The following is a 22,236-nucleotide window of genomic DNA, read 5'->3' as shown; positions in this document are numbered from 1 at the left end:
CTAAACCAGGGGGATCTCGAAGTGCAGGATCCCCTGCCCACCGCCGGCCTCCTCGATCCGCTCGTCGCACACCAGTCTCCCCAGCGACCGCCACAGGGCCTCCGCCCCCGGCGACGCCGGATCGGTGTGCAGGTAGACCGACCGGTAGCCGGCGTCGACCTTGGCGAACGCGACCAGCTCGGCGACCAGGCGGCGGGCGAGCCCGCGCCGCCGGTGCTCGGGACGCACGTACACCCGCCGCAGCTGGGCGGTCTCGCCCGAGGGGTAGCGATCGGCCAGGCGGCGCGGGTTGGGAGGGTGCCCGGGCCCGCGGCCGTCCAGCGCACCCGTGGCGACCACCGTTCCGTCCCGCTGATCGACGGCCACCAGGAGGGTGTGCCGCGGCGGGGTGAGGTAGAAGCGCTCCGGGTCGATGATGTCGGCGTGCCATCGCGGCACGTAGCCCGTTTCGAAGTCCCGGTAGACGGCGTCCAGCATCACGGCCCGGGCCCCGTCGATATCGCCCACCGTCGCGGGCCTGATGCAATATTCAATCATTTGCGCATCCTATGCAGGAGGACGCACCTGCCGACCGGACGCCTCGAAGTCCTCCGCACCGCGGTTCCCGGTCACATCGCGGGAACCCGGCGCCCCTGTCGTCCGACTTCTACACCGCACCGGCACAACAGCGGCGAGAGGCAGAGGATGGGCGGACTGGACATACGCATGCGCGGAGTCGCCTGCCGGCACGGCCGCAACGAGGCCGTCGTCGGCGTGGATCTGGAGATCGCCGCCGGTGAACGCGTCGCGCTGACCGGTACGAACGGGTCCGGGAAGACGACGCTGCTGCGCGCGGTCCTCGGGCTGCACCGGCACACGAGCGGCACCATCGAGGTCGGCGGGCGCGGGGCGCGCTCGGCCGCCGAATGGGCGTGGCGGCGGCGATCGTGTGCGTGGATCCCGCAGAAGCCGGCCGCCGGACGGTTCCCGCTGCGCGGGGACGAGCTCCTCGGCAGCAGTGGCGCACCCGCCGAGGCAGCCGAGGCCGCGGGGCGGCTGGGTGTCGGCACGCTGACCGGACGACCCGTGGACACGCTCTCCGGTGGGCAGTTGCAGCGCATGTACCTGGCCCGGGCCATCGGCAGCGTGGCCGCCGGAGCACAGGTGCTGCTCGCCGACGAGCCGACCGCCGCCCTCGACTTCGCCGGCCAGGAAGAGGCCGCCGACGTGCTCACCGCGCTGCCGGTCACCCTCGTCGTCGTCACCCACGACCGCACGCTCGCCGAACGCTGCGACCGGGTCCTGGAGATGGCCGCCGGCCGACTACGGGAGGTGCGGTGAACGCGCTCGCAGCCGCCGACCTCGGCGCCATGCTCCAGCTCGTACCGGTCCAGCGGGCGGGGTTCGCCCTGCTCCTGGCGGCCGTGGGGCTACCGGTGATCGGCGTCGTCATCGTCGGCCTCGACATCATGCCGGTGCGGTTCGCGATGATGCACGTGGCGCTCCTCGGCATCGCCGTCGGCCTCCTGACCGGTCTCGACCCGATGCTCTGCGCGCTCGTGGCCTGCGCCCTGGCAGGGGCCGGGGTCGCGCCGCTCGCCCGCACCCCGGACGGACTGTCGGGCGCGATGGGATTGCTGATGAGCCTGGCCGTCGCCGCCGCCCTCCTCGTCCTCGCCGTCTCCGGCGTCAACGCCTCGGGCGCGTTCGCCCTCCTCTGGGGGTCGATCCTGTCCGTCGGCACGGACGACCTCGTCGTCCTCGGCGCGCTCGCCGTGGCCGTACCGGCCCTGTTCCTGTGGCGGCGCCGGGAGGTGGCCCTGCTGCTGTACGACCGGGAGCTCGCCCAGTGCTCGGGCGTGCCGGTCCGTTTCCTGACCACCGCGCTGCTCGTGCTGGTCGCGGTGGCGGTCGCCGGAGCCATCAAGCTCACCGGTGCCCTGCTCGTCGACGCCCTGACCCTGCTGCCCGCGCTCGCCGCGCGGCGTCTGGGCCGCTCGCTGTGGTCGATCACCCTGTGGGCGGTCGGCATCGGCGTCGCGGTCAACCTCACCGGCTTCCTGCTGGCCCTGTGGCTGGACTGGCCCCCCGGGCCGGTCCTGGTCCTGACGGCGGGGGCCGTGGTCCTCGCCGCACATCTCATCCCCGAACGGAGAAACAGCTCATGGCGCGCACCCGCGTCCGCACCCCCCGCATCGCCCGTATCGCTTCCCTCCTCGCACTGAGCGCGGCCCTGCCGCTGCTCACCGCGTGCGGGAGCGAGGACACCTCCTCCTCGGGAACGGAGGACCACAAGGCCGCCGGGCACAAGCCGGTGGTGGTCGCCACGACGACCTGGGAGGGTGCTTTCGCCAAGGCGGCCGGAGCCGAGGACGTCACGGTGATCGTGCCGCAGTCCGTCCACCACGCGCCCGACTACGACCCCAAGCCGTCCGACCTCGCCGCCGTCGCGCAGGCGGACTTCGTGCTGTACGCGCCGTTCGAGCCGTACGCCGCGAAGATCAAGGAGGCGGCCGGCTCGAAGGCGAAGCTGATCGAGGTGAACCTCGACAACGACCCGGCCAAGGCCGGCGCCGAAGTCACCCGCCTGGGCGACCTGTTCGGGACGAAGGACGCCGCCGGCCAGTGGAAGACCCGCCTCGACGGCGAGGTGAAGAAGCTGAACGGCGAGCTCAAGGCCGCCTGGCCGGGCGGGAAGAGCCCGTCCGTCGTCACCCAGGTCTTCACCGCCTGGGCGGCCGGCCTCGCGGGCGCCACACCGGTCGGCACGTACGGCCCCGAAGCCGTCACCCCCGCCCAACTGGCCACCCTCTCGGCGAAGAAGCCCGTCTTCGTCCTCGACAACGCCCATATGTCGACGGGCACGGTCCTGCCCGACTCGGGAGCGAAGCAGGTCGAGATCGTGAACTACCCGGGCGAGGACCTGGACCTCCTCGCGGTGTACCGCAACGCGGCGGCCGAGTTGAAGAAGGCCATGTCCGGATCCTGACCGGATGGTCGAACGGAGGGGAGGACAACTGACACGTGGCCCTCCCCTCCGTCGTCTCCTATGTGGTCACGCCTGGACGAACCCGGCGCCCCGCTCCTCCGCGATCCGGCGCCGCAGCGCGGCACGGTCGGGCTTCCCGGCGGCGGTGAGCGGCAGTTCGGGCAGTGCGAGCAGGTGCTCGGGGTGCTTGTGCCGGTCGAGACCCCGCCCGGTCAGGTACGCGCCGAGTTCGGCGAGGCTCGGCAGGTGTGAGCCCTTCGCCACCAGGCAGGCGGCCAGCCGCTCGCCCATCAGCGGGTCCGGGACTCCCACGCACACCGCGTCCCGCACCTGCGGGTGGGAGACGAGTTCGCGCTCGACCTCGGCCGGGCTGATGTTCGCGCCGCCGCGTATCACCACGTCCTTGAGGCGGCCGACCACGTGCAGGACGCCCTCGTCGTCGAGGAACCCGAGGTCACCCGTGCGCACCCAGCCCTCGGCCGTGCGGTAGCGGGCGTCGAGGTCCGGGGAGGCCACGTAGCAGAGCGGGGTCATGGGGCCGCGCGAGACGATCTCGCCGATCGCCCCGTCGGGCAGCGGATCGTGCGTGTCCGGGTCGGCGATACGGATCTCGGCCACCCGGGGATCGGGCGTGCCCGCGACGACGCCTGAGCGGTCGGTGGGCGGCACGGTGTGCTGGAGTCCGGTGTGACAGTTGACCCCGTCCGCCGACCCGTACAGGTTGACCACGGGGCAGCCGAACGCCTCGGCCGCCGCCTTGGCGGTGGCCTCGTCGAGCGGCGCGCCGCCGAGGACGAGTGCGGTGGGGGCCGGCAGCGGGCTCTGCTCCTTCTCCAGTGCCTCCAGCATCATCCGGATCATCGTCGGGACACCGAGGATGTGCGTGGGCGCGTGTTCCCGTACGGCGGCGAGCGCGGCCTCGGGGGTGAAGTGGTCGAGCAGGACGAGCGTGCCACCGTGGCGGGCGAGGGTGACGGCCGTGCCGTTCGAACCGAAGGCCGAGCCGAGCGGGACGAGGAAGAGGCAGCGGGGCGGGGTGTCGTCGGGCATCAGGGAGGCGAAGAAGTTCCCGCGACCGCCGGCCAGGGCGTTGTGCGAGTACGCGATCATCTTCGGCTCCGCCTCCGAACCGGAGGAGACGAGGATGCGCGCGGCGCTGTCGGGGTCGGGGCGGGCCGGGACGAAGCCGGTGGGGTCGGTGCGCAGCAGCTCCCTGAGCGGAATCGTTCCTTCGGGCGCGGTTCCCGGTCCGGCGGCGATGACGTGCCGGAGCGCGGGCAGGGCCGGCGCGAGAGCGAGGAGGTCGGCGGCGTGCGTGCGTCCCCGGTGCTCGGTCGCCACGATCACGGCGACGGCCTCGGCGCGGCGCAACAGGCACTCGGCCTCGACGGCGCCCCGGCCGACCGGGAAGGGGAGAGCCACGGCCCCGAGGGCGGCGAGCGCGAGGTCGGCGATGACCGCGTTGCGGTTGTTGGGCAGCTGGACGGCCACGACGTCCCCGGCGCCGATGCCCAGCCCCCGCAGTCCTTGGGCCAGACATCGGACCTTGCGGTCCAGGGCCGTGTAACAGAGCTTGCCCTTGGCGTCGAGGATCGCCGTACGGTGCAGGTCGGCGATCTGCCGGGCTCTGAACAGGCTGTAGAGGTCGAGGTCGGGACAGGTGCCGTCCACCGCCCACGAGCGGCGCAGCCGGGCGGGAAGGAGATCGGTCAGGGTGACGGTCACGCGAAGCTCCAGGGGTCGGGAACGGCGGGGGCACCGTGCGCGTCCCGGCTGATCGAGCCGGACAGGCGCGGGTCGTCATGGAGAGTGGGCAGGTCGGTGGTGACGGCGGTGGCCGTCAGGCCCTGGGACCGCAGCTGATCGAGGGCGTCCTCGGCGCACATGCCCCGCACGTCGTACGCGACGGCCGCGGCCGCGCTCGCGTCGCTCGGCGCGATCCAGCCGTCGGCGGTCCGCAGGGGGTGTCGGAATCCGGCAGGCGGTCGGGGTTCGAGCCCCTGACGGACCCGGTGCAGGGCCGGGGCGAGCAGGGTGTCGGCTGCCCCGAGGAGGGACGAGTCGACTCGTACGCCGTGCCCTGTGCGCTCACGCAGGAGCAGCCCGGCAAGGATCGCCTCGGTTCCGTGCAGGCCGCCGAGGAGGTCGAGGAGCGTCATCAGGGACGGTACGGGCGGTTCGCCGGCCGGGTGGACAGCCTCACCGACGCCGGTGCGGGCCTGCACCATGAAGTCCGTGCCCATGGGGGCGTCGGCGATCCGGTCGGCCCAGCCGCCGGTGTACGCGTAGACGAGTGCGGGGTTCACGGCAGTCAGTTGCTCGGCGTCGAGTTCCAGCTCGGCCGCCTTCCCCGGGGCCCAGTTGTGCAGGAAGACGTCGGCGTCGGCGGCGAGTTCGCGCAGCCGGCGCCGGTCTGCCGTCGACTTGATGTCGATCTCGACGGACTCCTTGCCCCGGTTGAGGGCGAGCCAGCGGGCCGAGATCCCGTCGCAGGCGGGCGGCATGCCGCGCAGCGGGTCGCCGCCCGGCGGCTCGATCCGGATCACCCGCGCTCCGAGCAGCCCCAACAGGTGTGCGGCGAGCGGTGCTTGGATACGCCGCCCCGCTTCGAGGACGGTCAGGCCGGACAGCGGCCTGCCGGACGACGGAGTCACGAGGGCTGCTGTCACGGACCCCGGTCCGAGGTCGGTCAGCGTCCACGGGTCGGCGCCGTCGTTCTCGGCGACCCGCTCGCCGAGCGTGCGCAGGCGGCACACCTCGGCTCCGGACGGCCCGGCGGCCTGCCGGATCCGCTCCCACGCCTGGAGCCGGGTCACCTCGTGCAGGGTGGTGGGAAAGGGTGTGCAGGCGGTGGCGTACCGGAACTGGAAGGGCCGCCAGCCCGCCCGTATCGCATCGGCCGGAGCCTCCAGAGCACGCCAGAACGCCGCCCAAGCACCCGGGTCGAGCGTCTCCAGCTCGAACAGAACGCCGTCGGCGGACGTGAACGGCGGTCCGCCCGGCGCGAGCTCCACGGCCTCGGGTTCGTCGGCCCCGGCGGCGGCGAGGTACTGGGAAACGGTGAGGAGTCCGGTGCGGTCGGCTGACGTGGTGACGTGTGCAGCGGGGCCGCCACGGGCCTGGCCGACGAGTCCGGCGAGCAGGCCCTGGACGGTGAGCACGCCGGTGGCCGTGGCCAGGTAGTCGACACCGAGCCCGCGCGGGGCACCGTGACGACGGCCGTGCACGGCCATCACTCCGGTGACCGCCTGGGCGGTGGCCTCGTCCTCGATGCCGGAGCCGGGCACGCCCCAGGCGGTACGGGCGGTGACGCCGGCGAACCCGCCCCCGCCGAGGGCTATCCCTTCGGACTCCCCGTCGCCCGGCCGCGCGCCGAGCCGCCGCAGATGGTCGGCGACGACCCGGGTCAGGGCCGGAGGTCCGGCGATGTCGCATCGCAGTGCGTCGAGCGGGCGGCGGACCTCGGTGTGCGTGGTGGCTGGTGACGCCATGCCTCTCCTCTCCTGGCGCGGCGGTGGCCGTCGCACGCGGGTTTCACAGGGGCGGGAACCGATCGGCCGGTACGGCCGACCACTCCCCTGGGCAGACAGTCGGACGCGCGTTCTGTCGAGTTCCCGAGGGAGAGGAAATACCATGACGGAACATGACGTAACGAGCGGCGACCTGCTGCGGGAACGGGTCTCCGCGTTCGTCCGCGACCGGGTGGTTCCGTGCGAGACGCGGCTCGACGCCGGAGGACCGGATGCCCGGGAGCTGCGCGAGCGCCTGCGAACCGAGGCGCGCGCGGCCGGGCTGTGGGCGCTTCCTCTGCCGACCGAACTGGGCGGCGGCGGAATGCCGTTGGACGTGTACGCCTCGGTCGCGGAGGCGGAGGGAGCCAGCGATCACGGTCCGACCGCGCTCGGCTCGGCGTCCCTGCTCGACGTGACCATGCTGGCCCGCCACGGGAGCGCGCGGATCCGTTCCGCGTACCTCCCCGGCCTGGTCTCCGGTGACCTGCGCACGTGTTACGCGATGACGGAGCCCGACACGCCCGGCACCGAGCCGCTGCTCACCGCCACCCGTGCGGAGCGGCGTACCGGCGGAGGCTGGACCGTCACGGGGCGCAAGTGGTTCGTGTCGAACGCGCGGGACGCGGACCTGGTAACCGTGCTCGCCCGGACCGGTGGGACGACCGGGGACCGCGACGGCCTGTCGCTGCTCCTCGTCCCGACCCGCTCCCCCGGCTTCCGGGTCGTCCGCGACCTGCCCGTCCTGGGTGCGACCGGCCAGTACGAGATCGAGTTCGACGGCGTCGAGGTCGACGAGGACCATCTCGTCGGGGAAGCGGGCCGCGCGCTCGCCGTCGCGGGTGAGCGCCTCCAACTGGGCCGCACCCTGAGGGCGTTGCGGTGGATCGGTCAGGCTCAGCGGGCCTTCGACCTCATGTGTGAGCGCGCCGTGGAGCGGCAGGGCGTACGCGGACCGCTCGCGGACCGGCAGCTCGTCCAGCAGCACGTCTTCGAGGCGCTGCTGGCGCTGCGGACCACTCGTCCGCTCGTGTACGAGGCGATGGCCCTGGTCGCCGAGGGGCGTGACGCCCATGTGGAGGTGGGTCTGGCGAAGACGGCCGCCGCGCGCACGCTGCAGGAGGTCGCCGACCGCGCCGTCCAGGTCTTCGGCGCGGCCGGTCTCGGGCCGGACACCCCGCTTCCCGCGCTGTTGCGCACGGGGCGGACGGCCCGGATCCTCGACGGACCGGACGAGCAGCACGTCTCCTCCGTCGCCCGGCGCGTGCTGCGGTCCCGGCAGGGGGCGGTCACACCTGCCTGAGGTCGACGCGACCGAGGAGCGCGGAGAGACCGAGGGCCAGGAAGAAGTCGCCCCAGACCAGTTCGTGCCGGACGGCCGTTCCGCCCTGCGCGTCGTAGCAGCCGTCGAGGAGCATGCCCGCCGGGCGGGCGCTGCCCGGCCGGGTGAGGTGCGCGTCCACGAGCCGGTGCAGGACGGCCTCCGCGCGGGCCGCGCACGCGGAGGTCCACGCGGCCCTTGGAACCTGTGCGAGCTTCAGCAGTGCGACCACCGCGATGGCGGCGGCGGAGGTGTCCAGGATGCCGTCGGGATGACCTGCCTGGGCCTGGGGGACCGGCGGGCCGGTGAGGAACTCGCAACGGTCGAGGAGCAGTGCGGCCGCCCGTGACAGCCGGCCCGAGTCTCGCGAACTCCGGTCCGCGTGCAGGAGGGCATCGGCGACGGCGAGGAGGAGCCATGCCTCACCCCGGCTCCAGCCGGGCGCCGGGTCCCGTTCCGCCGCCCAGCCGTCCGCCTCGTCGAGTCGCCATGCGGGGCAGGGTCGTGGGGCGCCCTCGCCACGGGAGACGCCGGGCAGGCACAGGTCGAGATGCCGGTGGAGGTGCGCGGCGCCGGCCGCCTGTCCCTCGGGTCCGGCAGCGGCCAGCAGGGGTACGAGGCCGGGGACTCCGTCCGCGCGTGCCCGCAGACGTGCGCCGCCCAGCGCCGCACCCCATGGGACCAGGCCGAGCGTCGGGTCCCAGGCGGCGAGCGCGGCCTTCGCCGCGCGGTCGCGCAGCGCGTCGGCTGCCTCGTCCCCGACGGCCAGGGCCGTGCCGTACCAGAGGATGAGCCCGCGGGTCGCGGTGTCCGCCTCGGCCCACGGGGCGAGCCGGACGGTGCAGGCGGCGGCCTCCGCGCGGTCGGAGTCGCTCCCGGTGTGCCGGGCGCGCAGCCACAGCAGTCCCGCCCAGAAGCCGCCGGTCCACGAGCCTCGTCCGGTCGTCGTCCAGCGGCCGTCGGCCGGATCGGCGTACAGCGGGAAGCGCACCCCCACCTCGCCGGCTGTCTCCGCGACGCGCTGGAGCAGCAGGTCGAGCGCCTCTTCGGCCCACGCGCCGTTGGTCATGCCGTCACCCTCGTTCTCGTACGACGGTCCTGTAGCGCCCAGACGTAGGCGACGGCCCCCGCAACGACGAACTCCGCCGCCACGAGCAGCCAGCCCTGGCCGTACCGGCCGCGCTCCGCCAGCAGTCCGAACAGCGGCGGGCCCACGGCGAATCCGGCGAAGAAGCCTGCGGCGACCAGCGCCGAGTCCTGCCCTGTGCGCCCGGGCGCCGAGCGCTGCATCACGAGCACCATCGACACCGCGTTCCCGGACACGGCGAACACGCCCACAGCCACGGCCGCCACCCACACGAGGGCCTCGACGCGGACGGCCGCCGCCAGGAGCACGGCCGCGCCGACGGCGCCGCCCGACAGCAGGCCCGGAAGCCACGGGGCCCGGCCGGGCGTGGCGGCCCGGGACCAGCCGACCCGGCCGGCGATCCCGGCGACGCCGAGGACGGCGACCAGCGCGCCCGCCGTCGCCGGTCCCATATCGAGGCGCTGGGCGCCGAACAGCGCGAGGTACGTGTTGACGGAGGCGATGCCCGCCCCCAGGAAGAGCGAGAAGGCCGCGAGCCAGGGCACGGGGCTGCCGGGCCCCACTGACGCGGGCGGGACGGCACCGCCCTTCCGGGGAGTGTCGTCCGGCAGCGCCCGCCAGGCCCACAGGGCCGCGAGGAGCGCCGCGCCGGCGGCCACCCACACCGCACCCCGCCAGCCGAGGAGACCCGCCGCTGTGGCGAGGGGCAGCCCTGCCGCGAAGGCGCCCAGCTGCACGCCGGACTGCTTGGCGCCGGTGACCGCACCGCGCCTCGGCGTCGGCACCGCGGCCAGGATCGCCTTGTTCGTCGCGGGGTTGGCCAGTGCCTGCGGGAGGCCGCCGAGCGCGACGGCCGCGAGGAGCAGGGCAGGGCCGGGAGCGGCACCGATGAGCCCGAGCGCCACCGCCGACACCACGAGGAGGGCCACGAGCGAACGGCGGGGGCCGACGCGGTCCACGATCCGGCCGCCGGAGGGCGACAGGACGGCAGCGGTGCCGAACCCGACCGTCGTGGTCAGGCCGAGGACCGTCTCCGACATGCCGAGACCTTCGACGAGCCGCGGGCCGAGAGCTCCGATCAGGAAGAGCTGCATCATCGAGAAGGCCATGGCGGTCGTCAGGAGCGCGGTCAGTCCACGCACCGCGTCCGGGGGTGCCTCGGCCGGTACGGCCGCCTTCGTACCCGCGGTCCTCACGTGGCGCTCCTCCCCCCGCGACGACCGGGCCTTCCGTCGTCGCCATGGAGGAGTCGTCCCGACCGTGCCGGAAGTTCCCGAGGCGCTCTTGTGGCACGCGCCACAGTCGCGTACTCATGACCCGACAGGTCGAGGGGCGGCCTCATCACGGCCGTACCCGCCCTCACGCCTCCGGAGAGGGGTGCAAGGATGGGCGCGCCATGACACCAGGCCGATGTTCGCGAGGAGGGCGGGCCGCGATGTTCGCGGCCGTCTGCGTGCTGCTCGCGGCCGTCGGCCACATCCTCATGTCGGGGCAGGCTGTGCCCGGTTGGGCGCTGTCGCTCGCGTTCGCGGGCACCGTGGCCGTCGCCTGGTTCCTCGCCGGCCGCGAGCGCGGCCTGTTCGCCGTCACGGCGACGACGGTTGCCGTCCAGAGCCTGCTGCACACGGCGTTCTCGTGGTCCCAGCCGTCCGCCGCCATGCCCGCGGACACCGCCCCTACGGCCGTGGACCACTCGCACATGGCACACGAGGCCATGCACCACATGGCCATGGGCCACGAGGCCATGGCTCGGACCGGTTCGGCGATGACCGAGGCGCCCGCTGCACATGACATGACCGGCATGTTCTCCTCCCTCGGCATGCTGTCGGCGCACCTCCTCGCCGCGCTCCTGAGCGGGCTGTGGATGGCGTACGGCGAGCGTGCGGTCTTCCGCGTGCTGCGGGCGCTGCCGCTGGGGCTCTTCCGGCCGTTGCGCCTGCTGCTCGCCGCCATCGTCCCCGTACCGCCGCAGCGGCCCCGTGTCCGGCCGGGTCGCGCCGGTGACGAACGCGCTCCAAGGCGGCTTCTTCTCGCCCATTCCGTCATCTCCCGGGGTCCCCCGCAGGCACTCGCTGTCCTCTGACAGCCGGCTTCCCGAGCCCGACGGTCCAGTGCGTCCGCACGTCGTCGCTCGGGCGTCGGTCATGCCTTCCGCATGGCCGCACGACACCCGTCACCGGCGCCGCCCGTTCGCGCGCCGCCGGATTCCCCTGCCTCGTAAGGACTTGTGGCGATGACGTCTGCCCACGACACCCACCACCAGGGACCGACAAGACCGACCCACCCCACCCACACGCCCGACGCCGACACCGGCACGGACGCGGCGACGACCCTGCTCGCGCTGGCTGCCCGGGACGGCGATCCGGCCAAGGCCGAACTCTTCGTCCGTGCCCTCCACCGCGACGTCTGGCGGTACGTGGCTTACGTCAGCGGCGACCGCCAGGCGGCCGACGACCTCACCCAAGAGGTCTTCCTCCGCGCGATCGCCGCGCTTCCCCGGTTCCAGGGGCGTTCCTCGGCCCGTACCTGGCTGTTGTCGATAGCGCGCCGGACCGTGGTCGACAGCCTGCGGCACGCCGCCGCCCGCCCACGCCTGTCCGACCGCGACGACTGGCAACGAGAGGCGGAGCTCACCCAGCCCCAGGGGCTGCCAGGCTTCGAGGACGGCGTGGCCCTGTCCGAACTCCTGGCCGCCCTCCCGGCCGAACGGAAGGACGCCTTCGTCCTCACCCAACTCCTGGGCCTGTCCTACGCGGAGGCCGCCGAGGCCATCGGCTGTCCCGTCGGCACGGTCCGTTCGCGTGTCGCCCGGGCCCGAACCTCGCTGATCACCCTGCTGCGGGGCGACGAGGCCCCCCGGCCGTCGTCCGCCGACACGGTGGACACGGGGGCACGCCGAAGGTTCACACGGGCGCCCGCCCTCGCCTGACGCTCCTCGCCGCACGGTGCCGGAGGCGGGCCCGCCGCGACTGCGGGCCCGCCGATCGCGGGAACCGGACCGGCCGTCGCTCCGACTCCTTCAGGAGCGTCCCGATCCACGGGGCACCCGTACGTTCGTACTCCGGAGAGGCGGCCGATGGACAAGCCCCGAGAACCCTCCTCGCGCGTGGTCGCGGCGCTGCGAGGGATCGCGCCGGCTCCCGCCCTGTGGGGTTTCCTTCTGCTTCTGGCGCTGGTGTTCGCGGGTTCCTACGCGCTCGGATCCGCTGTGGGCCCGATCGGGCCCGGTGCACAGTCGACGTCGCCGGGTGACAGCGACGAGCGCGGAGGCACCCACGGCGGGGAGCACGACCACCAGGGGGCGCACCCGTGACGGACGTGGTGACGACCGACCTGGTCGTGGGCGGGATGACGTGCGCTGCGTGTGTCGGCCGGGTCGAGAAGAAGCTCTCCCGGTTGGAGGGGGTCTCGGCCACGGTCAATCTGGCGACCGGGCGGGCCCGGGTGAGCCATCCGGCCATCGTGCCGGTCGAGGATCTCGTCGCCACCGTCGAGAAGGCCGGCTACACCGCCGCCGTACCCGAACCACCGGCCGAGCGGAGGCCAGACGGAGACGAGACGGCGTCCGAGAGCACGGAGAGGGAGCACGACCGGCTCGTAGTCACGGCCCTGCTCGCGGTGCCGGTGCTGATTCTTTCGATGGTCCCGGCCCTGCAGTTCCGCAACTGGCAGTGGTTGTGTTTCGTGCTGGCCGCGCCGGTGGCCGTGTGGGGGGCCTGGCCGTTCCACGTACGTGCGTTGCGCGGCGTGCGTCATGCGGCGTCGACCATGGACACCCTGGTGTCGCTGGGGGTGGTGGCCTCGTTCGGCTGGTCCACGTACGCGCTGTTCCTGGGAGGCGCCGGGGAGCCGGGGATGCGGATGCCGTTCACCCTGGCGCCCTCGGCCTCGGACGGCATGACGCACATCTACCTCGAAGCGGCCGTGGGAGTACCGCTGTTCGTGTGGGCGGGCCGTGTCCTGGAGGCTCGGGCCCGGCGGGGAACGGGAGCCGCCCTCCGGTCGCTGGCCGGGTTGAGCGTCAAGGACGTCACGGTGCGCGAGAAGGGAGCCGAGCGCCGCCTCCCGCTCGCGGAGTTGCGGGTGGGGCAGACGTTCGTCGTGCGTCCGGGCGAGCGGTTCGCCACCGACGGGGAGGTACTTGAGGGCAGCTCCGCCGTGGACCTCTCGCTGGTCACCGGGGAGAGCGAACCGGTCGAGGTCGGTCCGGGTTCTCCGGTGATCGGCGGGTCGGTCAACACCGAGGGCCTGCTGCTCGTCCGGGCCACGGCGGTCGGCGCCGACACACGGCTCGCCCGCATCGGCCGGCTGGTGACCGAGGCGCAGGCCGGCAAGGCCCGTGCGCAGCGGCTGGCCGACACGGTGGCCGGCGTCTTCGTCCCGGTCGTCCTGGCCCTGGCCGTCGGCACCCTCGGGTTCTGGCTCGGCACCGGAAGCGCGCCGCAGGCGGCGGTCACGGCCTGCGTGGCCGTCCTGGTCGTGGCCTGTCCGTGCGCGCTGGGCCTGGCGACTCCGACGGCGCTGATGGCCGCGACCGGCCGGGGCGCCCGGCTCGGGATCCTGGTCGGCGGGCCGCAGGCGCTGGAGGGGCTGCGGCACATCGACGCCGTCGTGCTCGACAAGACCGGCACGCTCACCTCCGGTCGGATGTCCGTCCTCCGTGTCACCGCGGTCCCCGACGAGCCGGGCGGGCTCGGCGAGGATGCCGTTCTGCGGCTGGCCGGGGCGGTCGAGCAGGGCTCCGAGCATCCGCTCGGAAGGGCGATCGTCGCGCACGCCCGGCCGACGCCCACTGGGGAGCCGTTGCCGGGCGTCGCCGAGTTCCGCGCGCTCCCGGGCCGTGGTGCGCGCGGCGTGGTCGACGGCCGGCTCGTGGAGGTCGGCGCTCCGGAGGGCGAGCTGCCCGCTGCCCTCGCCGACGCGCTGACCTCGGCCGAGGCCGACGCGCGCACCGCCGTCCTGGTCCGCATCGACGGGCAGGCCCGGGCTCTGATCGCGATCGGAGACGCCGTACGCCCCGGAAGCTACCGCGCCGTCGACGCGCTTCGCCGCCTCGGGGTGCGCCCGGTCCTGGCCACCGGCGACGCGAAGGCAACCGCCCTGGCCGTGGCGGCGGATCTGGGCATCGAGGAGGTCCACGCGCGCTGCACGCCCGAGGACAAGGCGGCTCTCGTACGCGCGCTGTGCGAGAAGGGACACCGGGTCGCCGTGGTCGGCGACGGGGTGAACGACGCCGCCGCGCTCGCCGCCGCGGACCTGGGCATCGCCCTGGGCAGCGGCACGGATGTCGCCATCGGGGCGGCGGACGTGACACTCGTACGAGACGACATCGAAGCCCTGGCCGATGCGGTACGCCTCGCCCGGCGCGCCCTGGGCACGATCCGCGCCAACCTGGCCTGGGCCTTCGGCTACAACATGGTGACCGTACCCCTGGCCATGCTGGGCCTGCTCAACCCGATGCTCGCGGCCGCGGCGATGTCGGCGAGCTCAATCCTGGTGGTCGGCAACAGCCTCCGACTGCGCGCCTGGCAGCCCCCCACGGCGCCGCGCCGCCGCACGCGGTGACGCGAAGCGAACGCCGACGGCCCGCCCGGCTCCGAACGAGGAGGCGAGCCGTCGGCGGACGCGTACGTCAGGCCGCGTGTGTCAGGCCGAGGACGGAGCCGGGGCGAGAGCCCCGGGGGCAGTCAGACGGTCCAGCGCGCCGGCCTTGGCCTGGGCCACGAGGTCGACGAACTGTTCTTCGCTCATCTGCACATGCTGTCCGAAGTCGTCGGTGATACGGACGCGCCTGTCCTCGGGGGCATCCGCATCCACGAAGAGCTGCGGGCACCCGCAGTCACACTTTCCACAGAAGGTCGCGATCGGTTCCGGACTCGTCGCGGGCATGTGCGCCACCTCGCCGTTTCGGGATTTCGTGGTCGTTCCGGCACGTCAAGGCTGCCCAGCAGCCGAGACCGGCCAAACCAACCCAACACGTGAGGAAAAGCACCTGCATCCCGGGGAACCGGACAGGGCCGCCACACGACTGCACGTCCTGTCCGCAACCACCCGGAATTACCCGCTCCACCCCTTTTATCTCCGCTGTGATTCCGCCCACCCTGATGCCTTGCTCCCGGACTCGAAGGACCGCTGCGCGTAGGGCGTACATCGCAACACCCGTCCGCCATAGGCTTGATGACCGCGCGCCGGACGGGCTCGGTCTTCTCCCTCCGGAGAGCGTCACCTCGGGCGGGACACCGGGGGCGCGCCGCACGCTGGATACCTTGTGCCGGTGCACGGACGAGACAGCTGGCTGACGCGGACTTCGAAGGGTCTGCTCTGCGCTTCCGCCTGCCTGCTTCTGGGCGCGGTCAGCCACGTCGCCGCCGGCGGGTCGCTGCCGGGCGCAGGAGAACTCGGACTCGTCTTCACGGGCCTGACCGTGCTGGGCACCATCCTCTTCGGTGGCCGCAGACGGCGCTTCGACGTGACCACCGCCGTCCTGGGTGCGACCCAGTTCGGACTCCACCTGGCCCTCCACCGGCTGTCGATGATGCCGCTCGCGGGCGGCGAGGACCGGCACGCCATGGCCGGGCACCAGCCCGGTGCACACGCGCACATGCACATGCAGATGGCGGAGACGGCCCACTCGGGCTCCGCGCACGCCATGACCGCCCCGATGGCGGTGGCACACGCCCTGGCCACGCTGGGAACCGCGCTGTGCGTCGGCTACGGGGAACGGATCCTGCTGCGGCTTGCCGCCCTGCTCCTGCCACGCCTCGGCCTCGCCGTCCTCGCGCCCTGCCCCGTACCGCCCGCGCGTCGGGCGCCGGCGCCGTTCACGGCCGGCCACGTCCGGCTCCGTGTGCTCCTGGCCCGGTGCCGCCCGCGACGAGGCCCTCCCCTGGTGATCCCGGCCTGATCGCCCGTACGCGATCACGACACCCGCCCTCGTGGCGGCTCCCATCACCACTTATCGGCTTCGTCGTACGCGCTCGCGTCGAGACGCCGCGCGCACCGCTTGGGGAACACTCATGTCTTCAGCCATCGATCAGGACCCGCAGAGAACGGCCTCCGCAATGGAGGCGGCGCCCACCGGGCAGTCATCCGCCGGGCAGCCAACGGCCGGGCGGTCCTGGCAGGGGATACGCGCCCTGCTGGTCCGGCTCCACTTCTACGCCGGGGTGTTCGTCGCCCCGTTCCTTCTCGTCGCCGCGCTCACCGGCCTCGCCTACACCTTCGCCCCGCAGCTCGACCAGCTCGTCTACGGCGACCAGCTGCGCGTCGCACAGGTCGGCGACCAGCCCCGTCCGCTGTCCGAGCAGATCGCCGCGGCCCGCGCCGCTCACCCGGAGGGCACCCTGTCCTCCGTCATCACGCCCGCCGAGCCGGAGGACACCACCCGCGTGGTGCTGTCCGTTCCCGAGCTGGGCGAGAAGCAGCGCACGGTGTTCGTCGACCCGTACACCGCGAAGGTCAGGGGCGAACTCACCACGTCGTGGGGATCGACGCCCCTGACCACCTGGCTCGGCGACCTCCACAAGAACCTGCAGCTGGGCGAGACCGGCCGCCTGTACTCCGAGGTCGCCGCGAGCTGGCTGTGGGTGCTCGTCGCGGGCGGCCTCGTCCTGTGGCTCGGCCGCAGCCGGGGCCGGCGCGCGAAGTCCGCGCGGGGCGTCCTGCTGCCCGACCGCACCGCCCGTGGCGTACGGCGGACGCGCGGCTTCCACGCCGCGACGGGCGTCTGGCTCGCCCTCGGCCTGCTCTTCCTCAGCGCCACCGGCCTGACCTGGTCCCAGTACTCCGGCGAGCGCTTCGGACAGCTGCTCGACGCTGCCAAGGGCCACGCGCCGAAGCTGGACACCCTGCTGCCCGGCGCGCAGCCGCCGGCCGAGGAGGCGGGCGGCGAACACGCGGGGCACGCCGGACACGGTGGGCACGGCGGCCACGCGGAGCCCGCCGACCCCGATCCGGCCGCCTTCGACGCGGCCCTCGCCACCGCCCGCAGGACGGGCCTGGGCGGCACCGTCCAACTCACGCCGCCCGCCGACGCCTCCAGCGCCTGGGTCGTGGCCCAGAAGGACAACGTCTGGCCCGTCCACTACGACCAGGTCGCCGTGGACATCGCCAAGGGCGAGGTCACCGCCCACACCCACTGGGCGGACTACCCGCTCCTCGCCAAGCTCACCAAGCTCGGCGTCCAGGGCCACATGGGCGTGCTCTTCGGCATCGCCAACCAGATCGTGCTCGCCGCCGTGGCCCTCGGCCTGATCCTGATCACCTTCTGGGGCTACCGCATGTGGTGGCAGCGCCGCCCGACCCGCGAGGACCGCTCGGCCCTCCTGGGCAAGGCCCCCGCCCGCGGCACCTGGCGCCGCCTGCCCCTGCCGGCCCTCGTCATCGGCATCCCGGCCGTCGCCGCACTATGCTGGGCCCTGCCCGTCCTCGGCTGCACGCTGCTCGCCTTCCTGGCGGTGGACGTGATCGTCGGCCTGGTCCGACGCGGCCGGACGGCCTGACGCGACAAAACAAGGGGAGGGCGCACACACCGCGCGCCCTCCCCGCCCTCCCCGGTGGCACACGCTCCACGGGGTGCCGGAATCGGCCGCTCTTTCGAGCGAATCCTTCGCGAAATACCCACCGCTCACCACGAACGCTGACAACATCCGCCCCTCGAGACCAAGCACGAGTCGAAGGCGGGCCATTGGAACGGCAGGTCAATGAGCGGCAGCTCTCAGTGCTGGAGTGGGTGGGAGCCGGGTGCCCTGCCGGCGTCTGGGAGTCCACCTCCTACAAGACCACGTGTCAGGCACTGCAGAACCGGGGCCTGGTCACGGTCTCCCGGAAGGGCGGGCAGTGGAGCGTCGCTCTGACGAGCGCCGGCCAGCATTATCTGGCGCACGGCACGTACCCTCCCCGCGGGTCACGCCCGCGAAAGACTCAGGCCGCTGCTCCGCGACCCCCGTCCGCTCGAGCACAGGAAGCCCCGGCCGCCGGGCGGAAGCCAAGCCCTCCATCACAGCCTCGCGTGACGTTCACGGAGCAGCTGCTGCAAGAGCTCGCGCAGGCGGGCGGCCGGATCGTCAAGAGCGGCAGCGGTCCGGACTTGGAGAAGTGGCCGTCCCGCGTCGCTGCGGCACGCAGGTCCGGAAGGATCCCGGAGACGAAGGAGCTGTACGGGGGTTGGTGCCGTGGCGGGTACGAGATCAAGCTCGTCGACATCCCCGCCTGGCGCCTCGCCGTCCTCGAACCCGTCCCCGTTCCCTCCCGACTCACGCGGCCCCACGCCGTGGTCCGGGCCATGCAGAACGAACAACAGCCACTGGGCCTCACGAAGCCCGTCCAAGGGCGTGCCCTCCGACTCGTCCAGGCACTGATCACCGCTGCCGAGGCCGAAGGACATTCCAGTTCGGCAGGACAGACCGGCTCCGCACCCCCGTCTCTTCGCCGCCGCAGGGCATCTCCCCACTTCACCATCACCGCACAGGGCCAGACAGTGGGGTTCCTCGTCCTCCAGGAGCAGGACCGGACCGAGCACATCGCCACCGAGAAGGAACTCGCCGAAGCCAAGAAGAACTCCTGGATCAGGATCCCCCGCTTCGACTACACCCCGTCCGAACGCCTCCGCTTCGCCCTCAGCGGCGGCCAGCCGCACCGGGCGAGCGAATGGGCCGACACCCCTGGCCGCACCCTCGAAGACCAGCTCGCCGAGATCGCCCAAGAGGTCACCCTCCGCGGCGAAGCCGCCGAACGCAGACGCCAGGACGAGATCGAAGCGGCACGCCAGAAGCGCATCCGCTGGGAAGCCGCCATGGAAGAAGCCCGCATCCGGTACGCCGAGGCGTACCGCGTCAGAGACCTCGAAGCCCAGGAAGCGTCATGGCGCCACGCCACCCGACTGACCGAATACGTGAACGCTGTACGCACGCGAGTCGACGCCATGCCTCCGGGGCGGACCAGAACCGAAGCCGAGGCATGGATCAGCTGGGCAGCAGCCACCGTCGAGCGCCTCGACCCGCTGAGCTCGCCGCCCCGCTTGCCCGACGTCCCCGAGCCGCGAGCCGACGACCTAAGGCCCTTCCTCGGGCACTGGAGCCCCTACGGACCCACCTACTGAGGGCCCGGAAGCAGCCGAATTTTCCCCAAGTTCCCGCAAGGACAGCCCGCGGCAACGCGCCCTCCGCCCGGCCCGACCTGCATAATCAGCCAGGTGACGCTCCATCAGAACGAGCGTCACGAGCGTCGCTTCAGCGTCAAGATATCGCCCGCAACGTCCACAACGCACATAATGCGCACGCGCGAAACCGCAGGTCAGAAGCCCTTCGCGGCCGGTTCGAGGATGGCGACGCACTCCACGTGATGGGTCGAGTACAGACTGTGGAGCCGGGTCTACGACTTGTTCCGCCAGTGGCAGCGCAACGGCACCTGGCACCGGATCCTCACCCGGCGCCAGTCTCTGGCCGACGCGGAAGGTGCGATCACGTGGGACCTGAGCGTCGACTCCAGGGGGTGCCGTGCTCATCAGCACGCGGCCGGGGCCTGGAAATGGGGTGACCTGCAGAAGGAACCGCCGGTGGCGTGTTCTCGCAGCCTCCGACGCGACCCGCACGGTCGATGCTGGTGCACGCCGACGACGACAGCGGGCTCGACCGGAAGGCGCGCGTCCGACCACTGGTGCGCGGCCGCTATCAGCTGCATGGGATGGAGTTCACCGGCGAGCACGAGGCGGACCGCGAGTTCCGGCACCGCGACGACGAGCTCATGCACATGGCGGACGGCGCGGTGGAGGTGGAGGCCGACGGCCGGGGTCACCGGCTGGGGCGCGGGGAGACGCTGCTGCTCTCCGGCGGTGTCTGGCACCGCTGTCCGGACCATCGCGAGGAGAGGCCGCAGAGTCGCTGCTGCTGAAGCCTGCCGAGGCCGCATCCCGGTCTCGGCACGCAGGCGCGCGCGGATCGGGCCGTCGGTGGCGGCGACCGCCCTGCTACGCCGTCGGTTCTTCTGGTGTGGCCCGGTACGCACGCTCACGGCCAGGCGTTGGGCACCATCGGCTCGGTGATGGCGGGACAGTGACTGCATCACCACGACGTCCGTTGCTGGAGGCATTGTGCATTCGAGTCAGCACGTTCACGGGCAGGCGCCAGCAGGCGCCCTGGACACCCTCAGGCTCCGCTCGGCAGAGATGTTCGTCGAGGTACAGCGGGCGGACACCAAAGCGGCCGCGCTCTTCGGAGTGGCCGGCGGTCTCTTCGCGGCCGCGGTGGCCTGCGCACTGTCGAACAACGCCCACCGGGCCGGCTGGCCGCTCCTCGCCCCCTTGGGGGTCACGTTCCTGTTACTGATGGCCTCGGTCCTTGCGCTACTGACGGCCCTACGCCCGGCACTCGGCTGGCGATGTGACCCATACGTTCAGAGGGAGGAGGACATCGACACCACGCCTGTTGTCCTCGAGTGGATCCGATCTTTGGACGAGCTGCATCAACTTCACGCCGAGGCTGAGCGTTTGGTCATGCTCCGGAGCCTGGCTCGACGCAAGTTCCGGCTGATCAGGCTGGCCGTGGGTCTCATCATGGCGGCTCATGGTGTGGCTGGATCGACTCTATTGATCACGCCTCTCACTCTCTGAGACTTTTGCGTGACTGTCAGTCATGCCACCTTGGGGACATGGGCCCCCAGCGAGGGTAGCGTCGCACTGCGCCGGGCCCGGCACAGCAAGCCATCATTCGATCAACGCATCTGCGGACACGGTCATGAGATCCGGATCAAAGGTGCACGTGATGTCGATGTCCGGCAACACGTACCGTGGCGGCAGCGCGGTGCCCCCATAGTCCCCCAGCGCGCACACCGCGCGCTGCCAATGCCCGCCGTGAAGGTACCCGAGGGCACGCTGGTAGACGCTCTGCGCACGCTGCCCATTCAGCACCCGCTCGGGGAGAGCATCCCACCGGATGCCGTGGCGCACCTTGTACAGCGACGCTTCGAAGGCCACCCGCGGGGGCACCACACGCGACGTCTTCCGCGGTGGGGGAAAGCATGCGGCCAGCTCGGCCCACTGCTGATCTGTCAGCGGCGGAGGCACAGCACGGTGATGCTCGTCGAACCACGCTTGGAACAGGCATCCCGCACCCCGCACCGCGCCAGGCACGTCCGTTACGATCCGCGCCTCGACGCCGAGCAGGTCCAACAGCTCGAAGCGTTGCTCCATGGCCAGCAGGTTCAAGCGGTACTCCAAATCCAAGCCTTTCTCCAGGGCTTGCTTCACCCAGGTCTCCTGCTGCCGCGCGACCGCCAGGCGGTCCGCGGCTGCATCACGTAGGTGACGCAGCCGCTGGCCCCTGGCGGCAAAGTCGTCCCTGATCTCGGCGAGGGCCGCCAGGAGCTCGTCCTCGATGCATGCGTCGCCGGCCTCTCCTGCCGTGACGGCTGCGGCAAGCGCGACGAGCTTGTTCTTCCTCACGCGGCGGCTGCGCGCGATTCGCGCATCGAGAGCTGCGAGGCGCTGGTCGGGCTCCCGCGTCTCGCCTGGAACCAGACCCAGCCACTCCGCAGCCACTTCCCGAATCCGGACGCGGTCGACGAGGAGCTTGGTGACCTCGGTCCACACCATGTCCTCCAGCGGGCGGGCCAGGATCTCGCGACACCTGCACGGCGGATCGGAGCGACGTCCGTTACAGCGATAGGCCGTACGGCCGCGATCCTCCCGGTGCGCTCCGGTGTAGCGATGCCCGCACTGCGAGACGACCCGGCCGGACAGCAAATAGTCCTTCTGCTCGCCCCTCTCGGATGAGAGGCGGGCAAGCACCCGGCGCACCTGCTGGACACGGTCCGCGGGGAGCGGCACCGGCACGGAAATCGGCACAGCCCGCGTCAGCGTCCCGTCGGCTGCGTTCAGGTCCCTACGAGTGCTGGGCTGCCGGCTGAAGCGGAAGACGATGCAGCCGTCCAAGGCCGTCTGCCGGAACACCCGGCTCAGGTTTTCCCCGTCCACGGCAGGCCCCGCGCCGTCACATACCCGAGAGCGTTGAGGTTCTGCGCGGCTTCTGCGGCGATCTGCTGCTCGTCGGCGATCAGCCACGCAGCGACTTCGAGCAGTTCCACCCCCTGAGCCCGCAGGGTCGGCGCCTCATTGGAGCCCCGTGCCGGCAGTGCCAGCCAGAACGGTGCCACTCCCCCGGGCCAGCCGCCTGCGGCCAGCTTCTTCTCCCGGCCGCCCAGGGTGCGCTCCAGGATCAGGGCGTGTTCCAGCTCGGCCATGTAGGCGAGCAGGCTCAGCTGGATGCCGAACATCGCGTGCTCGCTGTCGATGCGGCCGTCCGCGGTCGCCACACGGACTCGCCGCCCTCGGCCGGTGTCGATGTCCGTGGTGTCG

The 22,236-nt window shown here is 72.5% G+C and carries 20 protein-coding genes and 1 pseudogene; 13 read left to right on the top strand and 8 right to left on the bottom strand.

Going from position 1 to position 22,236, the window contains the following annotated elements:
* The gene (locus tag QK442_RS29960) at window positions 1-537 is read right to left on the bottom strand and encodes a GNAT family N-acetyltransferase (RefSeq protein ID WP_282697229.1); all 537 of its coding nucleotides are present in this window, start codon (window positions 535-537) and stop codon (window positions 1-3) included.
* Window positions 538-684: 147 nt separating this feature from the next.
* Between QK442_RS29960 and QK442_RS29955 the strand changes: the two genes are divergently transcribed.
* From QK442_RS29955 to QK442_RS29945, 3 genes are read left to right on the top strand one after another with little or no spacing between them, the layout of a single operon-like run.
* A complete protein-coding gene (locus QK442_RS29955; RefSeq protein WP_282697228.1) occupies window positions 685-1,320 on the top strand; it encodes an ATP-binding cassette domain-containing protein in 636 nt (211 codons plus the stop codon).
* The gene (locus QK442_RS29950; RefSeq protein WP_282697227.1) at window positions 1,317-2,204 is read left to right on the top strand and encodes a metal ABC transporter permease; all 888 of its coding nucleotides are present in this window, start codon (window positions 1,317-1,319) and stop codon (window positions 2,202-2,204) included. The genes QK442_RS29955 and QK442_RS29950 overlap by 4 nt, the downstream gene beginning before the upstream one ends.
* Complete coding sequence (locus QK442_RS29945; RefSeq protein ID WP_282697226.1) at window positions 2,144-2,968, top strand: zinc ABC transporter substrate-binding protein; 825 nt, start codon at window positions 2,144-2,146, stop codon at window positions 2,966-2,968. The genes QK442_RS29950 and QK442_RS29945 overlap by 61 nt, the downstream gene beginning before the upstream one ends.
* Window positions 2,969-3,034: 66 nt before the next feature.
* Here QK442_RS29945 and QK442_RS29940 read toward each other — a convergent pair whose 3' ends face one another.
* Together QK442_RS29940 and QK442_RS29935 are read right to left on the bottom strand one after the other, a co-directional pair.
* Window positions 3,035-4,693, bottom strand: coding sequence for a class I adenylate-forming enzyme family protein (locus QK442_RS29940; RefSeq protein ID WP_282697225.1), 1,659 nt, complete (start codon window positions 4,691-4,693; stop codon window positions 3,035-3,037).
* The gene (locus tag QK442_RS29935; protein ID WP_282697224.1) at window positions 4,690-6,459 is read right to left on the bottom strand and encodes a CoA transferase; all 1,770 of its coding nucleotides are present in this window, start codon (window positions 6,457-6,459) and stop codon (window positions 4,690-4,692) included. The genes QK442_RS29940 and QK442_RS29935 overlap by 4 nt, the downstream gene beginning before the upstream one ends.
* Window positions 6,460-6,601: 142 nt before the next feature.
* Here QK442_RS29935 and QK442_RS29930 point away from each other — a divergent pair, with 142 nt between their 5' ends.
* Window positions 6,602-7,780 carry an acyl-CoA dehydrogenase family protein gene (locus QK442_RS29930; RefSeq protein WP_282697223.1) on the top strand — a complete coding sequence of 393 codons (1,179 nt, stop codon included), beginning with the start codon at window positions 6,602-6,604 and terminating at the stop codon, window positions 7,778-7,780.
* Here QK442_RS29930 and QK442_RS29925 read toward each other — a convergent pair.
* The gene (locus QK442_RS29925; RefSeq protein ID WP_282697222.1) at window positions 7,767-8,867 is read right to left on the bottom strand and encodes a sugar ABC transporter permease; all 1,101 of its coding nucleotides are present in this window, start codon (window positions 8,865-8,867) and stop codon (window positions 7,767-7,769) included. The two genes, QK442_RS29930 and QK442_RS29925, sit on opposite strands and share 14 nt — an antisense overlap.
* The gene (locus QK442_RS29920; RefSeq protein WP_282697221.1) at window positions 8,864-10,081 is read right to left on the bottom strand and encodes an MFS transporter; all 1,218 of its coding nucleotides are present in this window, start codon (window positions 10,079-10,081) and stop codon (window positions 8,864-8,866) included. The genes QK442_RS29925 and QK442_RS29920 overlap by 4 nt, the downstream gene beginning before the upstream one ends.
* 239 nt (window positions 10,082-10,320) lie before the next feature.
* Here QK442_RS29920 and QK442_RS29915 point away from each other — a divergent pair, with 239 nt between their 5' ends.
* From QK442_RS29915 to QK442_RS29905, 3 genes are all read left to right on the top strand, one after another.
* Window positions 10,321-10,968, top strand: coding sequence for a hypothetical protein (locus tag QK442_RS29915; RefSeq protein ID WP_282697220.1), 648 nt, complete (start codon window positions 10,321-10,323; stop codon window positions 10,966-10,968).
* A gap of 144 nt (window positions 10,969-11,112) precedes the next feature.
* Window positions 11,113-11,814 carry a sigma-70 family RNA polymerase sigma factor gene (locus tag QK442_RS29910; RefSeq protein ID WP_282697219.1) on the top strand — a complete coding sequence of 234 codons (702 nt, stop codon included), beginning with the start codon at window positions 11,113-11,115 and terminating at the stop codon, window positions 11,812-11,814.
* A 419-nt stretch (window positions 11,815-12,233) separates the two neighbouring features.
* Window positions 12,234-14,450: a heavy metal translocating P-type ATPase gene (locus QK442_RS29905; protein ID WP_282697273.1), complete on the top strand. Its 2,217-nt coding sequence runs from the start codon at window positions 12,234-12,236 to the stop codon at window positions 14,448-14,450.
* 81 nt (window positions 14,451-14,531) lie between these two features.
* Here QK442_RS29905 and QK442_RS29900 read toward each other — a convergent pair whose 3' ends face one another.
* Window positions 14,532-14,774, bottom strand: a complete 243-nt coding sequence (locus QK442_RS29900; RefSeq protein WP_282697218.1) for a hypothetical protein — start codon at window positions 14,772-14,774, stop codon at window positions 14,532-14,534.
* 385 nt (window positions 14,775-15,159) lie between these two features.
* Between QK442_RS29900 and QK442_RS29895 the strand changes: the two genes are divergently transcribed.
* The 6 genes and pseudogenes from QK442_RS29895 to QK442_RS29870 all read left to right on the top strand — a co-directional run bounded on the left by QK442_RS29895 (window position 15,160) and on the right by QK442_RS29870 (window position 20,493).
* Window positions 15,160-15,789, top strand: coding sequence for a hypothetical protein (locus QK442_RS29895; RefSeq protein WP_282697217.1), 630 nt, complete (start codon window positions 15,160-15,162; stop codon window positions 15,787-15,789).
* Window positions 15,790-15,946: 157 nt separating this feature from the next.
* Window positions 15,947-17,386 (top strand): PepSY domain-containing protein, encoded by a 1,440-nt coding sequence (locus QK442_RS29890; protein WP_282697272.1) that lies wholly within the window; start codon window positions 15,947-15,949, stop codon window positions 17,384-17,386.
* Window positions 17,387-17,895: 509 nt separating this feature from the next.
* Window positions 17,896-18,984 (top strand): hypothetical protein, encoded by a 1,089-nt coding sequence (locus QK442_RS29885; protein ID WP_282697216.1) that lies wholly within the window; start codon window positions 17,896-17,898, stop codon window positions 18,982-18,984.
* Window positions 18,985-19,254: 270 nt separating this feature from the next.
* A pseudogene (locus QK442_RS29880) lies at window positions 19,255-19,407 on the top strand (IS5/IS1182 family transposase); the annotation flags it as partial.
* 38 nt (window positions 19,408-19,445) lie between these two features.
* Entirely contained in the window at window positions 19,446-19,775 is a 330-nt protein-coding gene (locus QK442_RS29875) for a hypothetical protein (protein ID WP_282697215.1), read from the top strand.
* Window positions 19,776-20,049: 274 nt separating this feature from the next.
* Window positions 20,050-20,493 (top strand): hypothetical protein, encoded by a 444-nt coding sequence (locus QK442_RS29870; protein WP_282697214.1) that lies wholly within the window; start codon window positions 20,050-20,052, stop codon window positions 20,491-20,493.
* A 93-nt stretch (window positions 20,494-20,586) separates the two neighbouring features.
* Here QK442_RS29870 and QK442_RS29865 read toward each other — a convergent pair whose 3' ends face one another.
* The gene (locus tag QK442_RS29865) at window positions 20,587-21,855 is read right to left on the bottom strand and encodes a transposase (RefSeq protein ID WP_282697213.1); all 1,269 of its coding nucleotides are present in this window, start codon (window positions 21,853-21,855) and stop codon (window positions 20,587-20,589) included.
* The coding region (locus tag QK442_RS29860; protein WP_282697212.1) for a recombinase family protein at window positions 21,837-22,236 on the bottom strand (400 nt) is incomplete at its 5' end. The genes QK442_RS29865 and QK442_RS29860, both read right to left, overlap by 19 nt.

This window comes from Streptomyces sp. CC208A (assembly GCF_030010625.1).
In the GTDB taxonomy this organism is placed as follows: Bacteria; Actinomycetota; Actinomycetes; order Streptomycetales; family Streptomycetaceae; genus Streptomyces.
The sequence above is the reverse complement of the archived record's forward strand: the minus strand, read 5'-3'. Positions and strand labels throughout refer to the sequence as shown.

Excerpts from the sequence above, each read along its gene's own strand:
- QK442_RS29955 (WP_282697228.1), top strand. The coding sequence starts at position 685 with ATGGGCGGACTGGACATACGCATGCGCGGAGTCGCCTGCCGGCACGGC.
- QK442_RS29945 (WP_282697226.1), top strand. The coding sequence starts at position 2,144 with ATGGCGCGCACCCGCGTCCGCACCCCCCGCATCGCCCGTATCGCTTCC.
- QK442_RS29905 (WP_282697273.1), top strand. The coding sequence starts at position 12,234 with ATGACGTGCGCTGCGTGTGTCGGCCGGGTCGAGAAGAAGCTCTCCCGG.
- QK442_RS29870 (WP_282697214.1), top strand. The coding sequence starts at position 20,050 with ATGTTCGTCGAGGTACAGCGGGCGGACACCAAAGCGGCCGCGCTCTTC.
- QK442_RS29960 (WP_282697229.1), bottom strand. The coding sequence starts at position 537 with ATGATTGAATATTGCATCAGGCCCGCGACGGTGGGCGATATCGACGGG.
- QK442_RS29915 (WP_282697220.1), top strand. The coding sequence starts at position 10,321 with ATGTTCGCGGCCGTCTGCGTGCTGCTCGCGGCCGTCGGCCACATCCTC.
- QK442_RS29925 (WP_282697222.1), bottom strand. The coding sequence starts at position 8,867 with ATGACCAACGGCGCGTGGGCCGAAGAGGCGCTCGACCTGCTGCTCCAG.
- QK442_RS29890 (WP_282697272.1), top strand. The coding sequence starts at position 15,947 with ATGGAGGCGGCGCCCACCGGGCAGTCATCCGCCGGGCAGCCAACGGCC.
- QK442_RS29900 (WP_282697218.1), bottom strand. The coding sequence starts at position 14,774 with ATGCCCGCGACGAGTCCGGAACCGATCGCGACCTTCTGTGGAAAGTGT.
- QK442_RS29935 (WP_282697224.1), bottom strand. The coding sequence starts at position 6,459 with ATGGCGTCACCAGCCACCACGCACACCGAGGTCCGCCGCCCGCTCGAC.
- QK442_RS29930 (WP_282697223.1), top strand. The coding sequence starts at position 6,602 with ATGACGGAACATGACGTAACGAGCGGCGACCTGCTGCGGGAACGGGTC.